Here is an 8,274-nt window from a genome sequence, read left to right as displayed (position 1 = left end):
ACGCGTCGCGCGCACCAGAAAGCCTTTGATCGCTGCTGTCGCCGGTTATGCGCTCGGCGGCGGCTGCGAACTGGCGATGATGTGCGATTTTATCATCGCTGCCGAGACCGCGAAATTCGGCCAGCCTGAGATCACGCTCGGCGTGATGCCGGCCTGGGGCGGCTCACAGCGCCTCACGCGCAGCGTCGGTAAAGCCAAAGCCATGGATCTGTGTCTCACCGGCCGCATGATGGATGCTGCCGAAGCGGAGCGCTGCGGGCTCGTCGCGCGCGTTGTCGCGGCCGACCAGCTGATGGAAGAAGCGCTCAGCGCTGCCAAGAAGATCGCTTCGTTCGGCAGGCTTTCGACGATGGCCAACAAGGAAGCGGTGAACGCTGCGTTCGAGACGCCGATGAACGAGGGCCTGCGGCTCGAACGGCGCCTGTTCTACAGCCTATTTGCGACTGAGGATCAGAAGGAAGGAATGGCCGCCTTCATTGCAAAGCGGCCTCCCGAATTTAAGCACAGGTGATCATTTGACGGCGGCGCGGGCCAAGGCTATAGCCCCGCGCTTCGCGAGCGAAATCTTCACATCGGAATAGAAAAACCCATGGCGAATACGAAGTCCGCAAAGAAGGCGACCCGCGTGATTGAACGCCGTACGGCGGTCAATAAGGCGCGCCGTACCCGCATGCGGTCTTCGTGGCGCTCGGTGGAAGAAGCGATCGCGACCGGCGACGCCAAGACGGCGGCCGAGGCCCTCCGCGCGGCGGAATCCGAGACAATGCGTGCTGTATCCAAGGGCGTCGTGCACAAGAACTTGGGCAGCCGGAAGGTTTCGCGTCTGGCTAAGCGGGTCGGGGCGCTGTCGGGCGCTAAAAAACGCTCGTAACAGTCCTTCCAAGTTCCGCGAATCTTAGTATTTCAATTCTGCAACAACGCCTTAACGAGGGCGTGTGACCATCCGTGTACGGTCACACCCGCGGCTTCCGCAAATCGCGAAATAACCTATTCTTTTCAGGCACTTCGCTAAGTTGTTAGTAACTTAAGAATTAGTTAAAAAGAGACCGTTGACGGCACTCTGAGAAGGGCGCATCGTTCTCCCGTCCGGCGAATATCTTCGCAGTTCGACACCTCAATGACACCGATGCCAAGGCATCGGGCCGAAAGGGTCATCGGCTCGAACGGAGAAGCTATGTCCGCCGTAGGGGCGGCTGAAACATAACCATTCTAGCGGGGGTTGCTTGATGGAAATGGGCGAAGAGGCCCGCCGGTCACCGGCGGGTTTAGGGGCGGCGCGGGCCTATGAATTGGTCCGCAAAGAATTATTCAGCGAGTTCGGCGCTGACTTCTACCGGTCCTACGTGGACCCGCTGCGCTTGGTGGCCGATCTCAATGGGGTGCTGCTGTTCCGGGCCAGCACGCGGATCGCGCAGGAGCGCCTGCGCCAGCAGGCCCAGCACCGGCTAGAAAAGCGCCTGCGCTCCTACGAGCCCCGCATCGAGGGCGTCGAGATTCTCCTGGAACACGAGTTTCCCGACGACGTCCGCAACCTGGCTGATGTCCGGATCGAGGACGCCCGGCCCGTGGTCGAGGCGCTGCCCGCCAGTCAGACCCAATCGCTGACGTTCGATACCTTCTGCCAGGGCGCCTCCAACCAGCGCGCCTACACCGTGGCGCGGAAGATCGCGGCCGGAGAGGGCGAGGCGTTCCCCGTGTGGCTGGTCCACTCGCGCCCAGGGCTTGGAAAGACGCACTTGTTGGCCTCGATCGCCAATGAGGCGGCGCAGCGCACGCCCGACCGCAAAGTGCTGATGATGACGGGCCAAGAATATCTGGAGCAGTTCCAGTCGGCGTTGCACAAAAAGAGAGATTCCTCCTCATTCAAGGAAATGGTGCGCGCGCCGCATCTGCTTCTCATTGACGATTTTCATCGTCTTTGCGGCAAGCCGGCCACCGAGATGGAGGCCTTCGACACCATTCATGAACTGACGCGCCGCGGCGGCCAGGTCGTGCTCGCCGCCGACAACGATGCGTCAGGATTGAAAGATCTTAATGAAGCGCTGCGCGCGCGCCTAAAGGGTGTGCCGTCCTGCGAGATCGATGTACCTGATGCAGCGTTGCGTCGCCGCATCCTCGACGTGCGGCTTCAACATCATGCGCGCTTGACGCCGGGCTTTTCTGTGGCTTCCGATGCGTTGGACATGATCGCTGAGCGTATCGAGGGGAGCGGTCGCGATTTGGATGGCGCGCTCAGCCAACTCATCATCGAATGGATCAGTGGAGGGACCGAGGTGACAATGGAAGCCGCTGCGAATGCTCTGCAAGCCAAGCTGTCCGAAGCCGCCGAAAAGCGGATCACCGTGAACTTGGTGCAGAAGGTGGTGGCTCGACACTACAACATGAGCGTCCCGCAATTGCTTGAGCGAACCCGACGACACACGATCGCGCGGCCGCGGCAGACGGCGATGTTTCTCGCCTGCCGAATGACGCAAGCGTCACTTCCCGATATCGGCGCGCGGTTCGGAGGCTTCGATCATACCACCGTCATGTACGCGCGCGATCGCGTCGCGGCGCTGGTGGAGCAGGACCCCGCGTTCAAGGCGGAAGTCGAGAACATCGCGCGGGCCATCAAGCGCGAGCCCTAAACCTGGGTATGAAATGCTGTCGCACGCCCCAAAATCTGGCAATTGGGGCTTGGGGATCACCGCGCATCTGTTAATTTCCCACCCCCTGTCGGCGGCGACTCAGCCCGCTGGCGGGGGGTGATCGTATCTGGCCCCCTCGCGGGGCATTGTGGGCCCAGGAAGAAGCAATGCGGCTGACCATCGAGCGCTCGGCGCTCTTGAAAGCTCTCAATCACGTGCAAAGCGTCGTGGAGCGCCGCAACACGATCCCAATTCTCTCCAACGTGCTTCTCTCCGCGCAAGGCGACTCGTTGCGCCTTACCGCGACCGATCTCGACATCGAGATTTCCGAAGCCGCGTCAGCAGAGGTGGAGCGCGGCGGGCAGACCACTGCGCCCGCGAATTATCTCTACGACTTCGTGCGCAAGTTGCCCGATGGCGCCGCGGTAAAACTGGATGTCTCCGGCGACGATCCGCGCCTGCTGATCACAGCGGGCAAATCGCGCCTGCATTTGCCGATCCTGCCAGCCGGCGATTTTCCGTCGATGCCATCCGATGGGTTCGAGACGCGCTTTGAAGTCGAGCCGACAGAACTCGGCCGCCTCATCGACAAGACCCGTTTCGCCATCTCCACCGAAGAGACGCGCTACTATCTCAACGGCATCTTCTTTCACACCGTTGCGAATGGTTCGGGCGAAGCGATGCTGCGCGCTGTCGCCACCGATGGCCACCGCCTGGCGCTCGCCGACTACGCCGCGCCAAAGGGCGCGCAGGGGATGCCCGGCGTAATTGTGCCCCGGAAGACGATCAACGAGTTGAAGCGCTTGCTCGATGACGCTGCCGATCTGGTCGAGATCTCCGTGTCGCCGCAGAAGATTCGCTTCGCACTCGGCGATGCGGTGCTGACCTCGAAGCTGATCGACGGCTCCTTCCCGGAATACGCACGCGTCATCCCGAAATCGAATTCGAAGAAGCTGAAGATCGACAACAAGGCGTTCTCTGAGGCCGTGGACCGCGTCGCTACTGTGTCGGCCGAGCGCTCGCGCTCGGTGCGCTTGGCGCTCGAGAAGGACAAGGTCACGCTCACCGTGAACAATCCGGACGCCGGCGTCGCCACCGAAGACCTTGCGGCCGATTATGGCGACGATGGCATGGAGATTGGCTTCAATGCCCGTTATCTGCTGGATGTGGCCCAGCAGATCGAAGGTGAAGAAGCGCTGTTCGAGCTGGCGGACTCCGGCTCGCCGACACTGGTGCGTGATGAAGCGGACGATAAGGCGCTTTACGTCCTGATGCCGCTTCGGGTCTAGGCGTGCGTAAGCGGTGGATCGTGCTCGGCGCGCTTGCGCTGGCCGTGGGCGCGATCTTCATTTTCAATGCTTCCTTCCGCGGCAATCCGCACGGGTCTTTGACGTTGCTCTCTCATCGCGGCGTTCATCACGATTATTCAAGCGAAGGGCTCACCAACGAAAGCTGTACGGCCGAGCGAATCTTTCCGCCGACGCATTCATTCATCGAGAACACGCTTCCGTCCATGGAGGCAGCCTTCTCGGCCGGCGCGGACATCATCGAGGTCGACATCCATCCCACCACGGATGGGGAGTTCGCGGTTTTCCATGACTGGACGCTCGATTGCCGCACAGAAGGCGAGGGCGTCACGCGCGAGCAAACGATGGCGTATCTACGCACGCTGGATCTCGGATACGGCTACACCGCCGATGGCGGACAAACTTTTCCGTTGCGAGGGCAGGGCGTCGGCATGATGCCGACGCTGCGCGAGGTGCTCGCCGCTTTCCCTGATCGGCGGTTCCTGATCAACTTCAAAGGCGGCGACGCCGCCGAAGCCGACCAGCTCCTTGCCTATCTCGATCAGACGCCCGAGGCGAACTATGCGCGGCTCGCCTTCTACGGCGCGGCGCCTGCCGAACGCGTGCGAGAGCTGCGTCCCGAACTGCGCACGCTGAGCCGACGGCGTCTGATGCAATGCGCGAAGAGCTACCTGCTGACCGGCTGGTACGGCAACGTGGACAGCCCTTGCCGCAACACCATCATCTTTGTGCCTTCGAACTACGGCTGGGTCGCCTGGGGTTGGCCCAACCTGTTTCTTGAGCGCATGCAGACAGCCGGCAGCGAAGTGTTCATTGTCGACGCTATTCGGCGCGGCGAAAGGCCTGGCGTTGGCGGCATCGACGACGCGGACACATTCGCCACGATCCCACGCGGCTGGCGCGGCGGCGTGGTCACCGATCGCATCGAACTCATCGGCCCGCTCGCGGCGCGGCGAAGGGCGCCATGAGCCATTCGCTCTTTGTCTCGCGCCTCACTCTTACCGATTTCCGCAATCACGCCGCGCTTGATCTTCAGCTTGACGCGCGTCCGGTTTGCCTGTTCGGGCCGAACGGCGCCGGCAAGACCAACATCCTCGAAGCGCTCACCATGTTAGCGCCGGGCCGCGGGCTGCGGAGCGCTTCGTTGACCGACGTCGCGCGCGCCGGCGACGATGAGATGCGCGCTCAGCCCTGGGCCGTGTCGGCGCGCGTGATGAGCGATGGCGTTGAGACGGTGCTCGGCGCCGGGGCCGAACGCACGCCAGAGGGCGGCGTAAAACGCGTCACGCGCCGCGACGGTCAACCCGCCGCAGCCTCCGATCTGGCGGCAGCCGCGCGCATGACGTGGCTGACGCCGGCGATGGATCGGCTATGGTCCGGCCCCGCCGGCGATCGCCGCCGTTTCTTCGACCGCCTCACGCTCGCGCGCGCGTCGGAGCACGGTCACGCTGCCGCGGCCTACGAACGCGCGATGCGCGAACGTCAGCGTCTCCTCAGCGAACGTGTGTTCGACGACGCCTGGCTCGGCGGCCTGGAGCGCGAAATGTCCGCACACGGCGCCGCGATCGCCGCCGCGCGTGTTGAAACGCTCGGCCGCTTGCAGGAAGCCATCGATGCACGGCCCGACGGCGCCTTTCCCAAAGCGGTTCTGGCGCTGGAAGGTCTGCTGGAGCAGCGTTTCGAGCTGGGCGCAAAGAGCGCGGACGTGGAGGAAGATTTCGCCACGCTGTTACACGACGTGCGCGGCCGCGATGCCGGCGCGGGCAGGGCGCTCGATGGCCCGCACCGCAGCGACCTCAAAGCGCGCCACGCCGCCAAGAACATGGACGCCGATCAGTGCTCCACCGGCGAACAGAAGGCGCTGCTAGTCGGCGTCACGCTTGCGCAAGCGCGCGCGCTCGCCAACGATCCTGGCGCGGGGGCCTCGCTCATACTGATTGATGAAGCCGCCGCCCATTTGGACAGCGTCCGCCGGGCGGCGCTATTCGACGAACTTCTCGCCAATCCCGGCCAAGCTTGGCTCACCGGGACCGACGAGAATTTATTCGAGGCGTTCGGCGCACGCGCACAACGCTTCGAAGTTCGCGACGGGCAGGTGCGAACCGCCTAAGCGGCGCGCACTAGTCGTGGCAGTCGCTGTCGAGCAGGCCTTCGTCGTTCGGGCCGTTGCACTCGTCGTTGTCGTCCTGGAAGTAATCGACTGCGGCCGCACCAACGGCGGCGCCGGCGGCAAGGGCGCACCCGCTGACCATGGTCGCTCCGGTGAGGCCAAGAAGGATGAACAACGCGGCTCGCGTTTGGCTGGTTTTCATATGCGGCTCCCTTCCCCGCCTGCGTCCAACCAGGGGCCGGGCGCATCGGTTCCCGGAACAACAGCGACGCGACCGGTGTCGTCTGACCGCACTTTTGTGGCCGCCGCCCCCTTGCCGGCATGAAGGCCCGCGGTTCAAGTTTCATGCGTGCTGCTGCTCCGCATCGCTACCGCCGCCGACGAGCCCGCCATGCGCGAACTGATGAACCGCGCCATCGCTGAACTGCTGAAACCGTATCTTCCGCCCGACGGCGTCACGGCCTCTTTTGAGATCATGGGTCTCGATAGTCAGCTGATCGCCGACGGCACATACTTCGCCGTCACCGAAGACGACGAGATCGTCGGTTGCGGCGGCTGGAGCCGCCGCGCGACGCTGTTCGGCGGAGACCATACGGCAGGACGCAACGCGGCGCTGCTCGATCCCAAGACTGAGCCCGCCCGCGTACGCGCGATGTACACCGACCCAGCGCACGTCCGCCGTGGCATCGGCCGCATGGTGCTGGATGCGTGTGAAAAAGCTGCGCGCACCGAAGGCTTCAGCTCCGTCGAACTCGCAGCAACGCTCGCCGGCGAGCCGCTCTACATCGCCTGCGGATATCGCCCGATAGAGCCGTTCACTTCCCGCACCAGCGCGGGCGTGGACGTGCCGCTGATCCGGATGGGCAAGCGTTTGTGACGCGCCCTGCCGTCGCGGGAAGGCGTGACAGTCGCGCGGAAATTTGGTGCGATGGCCTGGAAGCGAGGCGCTCCCCATGGCCAATCCCAATTATGTCGGCCGGCACAATCCGGATTACGTCTTCAACTACGATCCCAACGAGGATGCGTGGACCACCGATCTCTCCACGCTCGACATGAGCCGCGGCGAGCGCTTTCGCGACAATAAGTTTTGGCCGTTCTTCGAGCGCCTGCGCAAAGAGGACCCGGTGCATTACTGCCCCGACAGCCTCAACGGCCCGTACTGGTCGATCACCAAGTACAACGACATCATGGCGGTCGACACCGACCACCAGCGTTTCTCTTCCGAGCCGTCGATCGTGCTGTTCGATCCGGAGGAGGATTTTCCATTGCCGATGTTCATAGCGATGGATCCGCCCAAGCACGACGTGCAGCGCAAGACCGTCTCGCCGATCGTGGCGCCGAACCATTTGGAGCATCTCGAGCCGATCATCCGCGAACGCGCCGGCAAACTCCTAGACGAAGTGCCGCGCAACGAAACTTTCAATTGGGTCGATAAGATCTCGATCGAACTGACCACGCAGATGCTGGCGACGCTGTTCGACTTCCCCTGGGAAGATCGCCGCAAGCTCACGCGCTGGTCAGACGTCGCAACGGCGGCGCCAGGGCAGGGCGTCGTCGAGAGCGACGAGCAGCGCCGCATGGAGCTGATGGAGTGTCTGAACTATTTCAACAACCTTTGGAATGAGCGCGCGGATCAGGCGCCGAAGCCCGACCTCATCTCGATGCTCGTGCATGGGCCAAGCACGAAGGACATGCCGCGCCAGGAATATCTCGGCAATCTCATCCTGCTCATTGTCGGCGGAAACGACACCACGCGCAATTCGATCACCGGCAGCGTGCTGGCGCTGAATCAATTCCCCGAGCAATACGAGAAGATTAAAGCCAATCCCGCGCTCATTCCGAACCTCGTCTCTGAAACTATCCGCTGGCAGACGCCGCTCGCTTACATGCGCCGCACCGCGCTTGAGGACGTCGAGCTGAACGGCAAGCTGATCCGCAAGGGCGACAAAGTCGTGATGTGGTACGTGTCGGGCAATCGCGATGAGGAAGTCATCGCCAACCCTAACCAGTTCGACATTGAACGCGAGAACGTCCGCCGCCATCTGTCCTTCGGTTTCGGCATACACCGTTGTGTCGGGAACCGGCTCGGAGAGATGCAGTTACGCATCGTATGGGAAGAAATCCTGAAGCGCTTCAAGAACGTAGAGGTCGTCGGCGAACCGCGGCGCGTATACAGTTCATTCGTGAAGGGCTACGAGAGCCTTCCGGTCAGAATCGCGGCGTAAAGCAA

At 62.9% G+C, this 8,274-nt stretch carries 9 protein-coding genes; 8 read left to right on the top strand and 1 reads right to left on the bottom strand.

Annotated elements, in window-relative coordinates; all coding sequences use genetic code 11:
- The 6 genes from VEA80_RS14685 to recF form a co-directional block, all read left to right on the top strand.
- The coding region (locus VEA80_RS14685) for an enoyl-CoA hydratase-related protein (RefSeq protein ID WP_325061511.1) at positions 1-511 on the top strand (511 nt) is incomplete at its 5' end.
- A gap of 78 nt (positions 512-589) precedes the next feature.
- Positions 590-871, top strand: a complete 282-nt coding sequence (gene rpsT, locus VEA80_RS14680; RefSeq protein WP_325061510.1) for a 30S ribosomal protein S20 — start codon at positions 590-592, stop codon at positions 869-871.
- 355 nt (positions 872-1,226) lie between these two features.
- On the top strand, positions 1,227-2,627 hold the full coding sequence (locus VEA80_RS14675; RefSeq protein WP_325061509.1) for a DnaA ATPase domain-containing protein: 1,401 nt from the start codon (positions 1,227-1,229) through the stop codon (positions 2,625-2,627).
- A 167-nt stretch (positions 2,628-2,794) separates the two neighbouring features.
- A complete protein-coding gene (gene dnaN / locus VEA80_RS14670) occupies positions 2,795-3,916 on the top strand; it encodes a DNA polymerase III subunit beta (RefSeq protein ID WP_325061508.1) in 1,122 nt (373 codons plus the stop codon).
- 2 nt (positions 3,917-3,918) lie between these two features.
- Entirely contained in the window at positions 3,919-4,902 is a 984-nt protein-coding gene (locus VEA80_RS14665) for a glycerophosphodiester phosphodiesterase family protein (protein WP_325061507.1), read from the top strand.
- On the top strand, positions 4,899-6,044 hold the full coding sequence (gene recF / locus VEA80_RS14660; protein WP_325061506.1) for a DNA replication/repair protein RecF: 1,146 nt from the start codon (positions 4,899-4,901) through the stop codon (positions 6,042-6,044). The genes VEA80_RS14665 and recF overlap by 4 nt, the downstream gene beginning before the upstream one ends.
- 10 nt (positions 6,045-6,054) lie before the next feature.
- Here the strand turns inward: recF and VEA80_RS14655 are convergent, their stop codons facing one another.
- Complete coding sequence (locus VEA80_RS14655) at positions 6,055-6,246, bottom strand: hypothetical protein (protein WP_325061505.1); 192 nt, start codon at positions 6,244-6,246, stop codon at positions 6,055-6,057.
- Between the two features lie 189 nt (positions 6,247-6,435).
- Here VEA80_RS14655 and VEA80_RS14650 point away from each other — a divergent pair, with 189 nt between their 5' ends.
- Together VEA80_RS14650 and VEA80_RS14645 are read left to right on the top strand one after the other, a co-directional pair.
- Entirely contained in the window at positions 6,436-6,921 is a 486-nt protein-coding gene (locus VEA80_RS14650) for a GNAT family N-acetyltransferase (protein WP_349257262.1), read from the top strand.
- A gap of 76 nt (positions 6,922-6,997) precedes the next feature.
- Positions 6,998-8,269: a cytochrome P450 gene (locus tag VEA80_RS14645; RefSeq protein ID WP_325061503.1), complete on the top strand. Its 1,272-nt coding sequence runs from the start codon at positions 6,998-7,000 to the stop codon at positions 8,267-8,269.
- Positions 8,270-8,274 lie beyond the last annotated feature (5 nt).

This window comes from Vitreimonas sp., assembly GCF_035627415.1.
In the GTDB taxonomy this organism is placed as follows: Bacteria; Pseudomonadota; Alphaproteobacteria; order Caulobacterales; family Aquidulcibacteraceae; genus Vitreimonas.
The sequence above is the reverse complement of the archived record's forward strand: the minus strand, read 5'-3'. Positions and strand labels throughout refer to the sequence as shown.

Excerpts from the sequence above, each read along its gene's own strand:
- rpsT (WP_325061510.1), top strand. The coding sequence starts at position 590 with ATGGCGAATACGAAGTCCGCAAAGAAGGCGACCCGCGTGATTGAACGC.
- VEA80_RS14675 (WP_325061509.1), top strand. The coding sequence starts at position 1,227 with ATGGAAATGGGCGAAGAGGCCCGCCGGTCACCGGCGGGTTTAGGGGCG.
- dnaN (WP_325061508.1), top strand. The coding sequence starts at position 2,795 with ATGCGGCTGACCATCGAGCGCTCGGCGCTCTTGAAAGCTCTCAATCAC.
- recF (WP_325061506.1), top strand. The coding sequence starts at position 4,899 with ATGAGCCATTCGCTCTTTGTCTCGCGCCTCACTCTTACCGATTTCCGC.
- VEA80_RS14655 (WP_325061505.1), bottom strand. The coding sequence starts at position 6,246 with ATGAAAACCAGCCAAACGCGAGCCGCGTTGTTCATCCTTCTTGGCCTC.
- VEA80_RS14650 (WP_349257262.1), top strand. The coding sequence starts at position 6,436 with ATGCGCGAACTGATGAACCGCGCCATCGCTGAACTGCTGAAACCGTAT.
- VEA80_RS14645 (WP_325061503.1), top strand. The coding sequence starts at position 6,998 with ATGGCCAATCCCAATTATGTCGGCCGGCACAATCCGGATTACGTCTTC.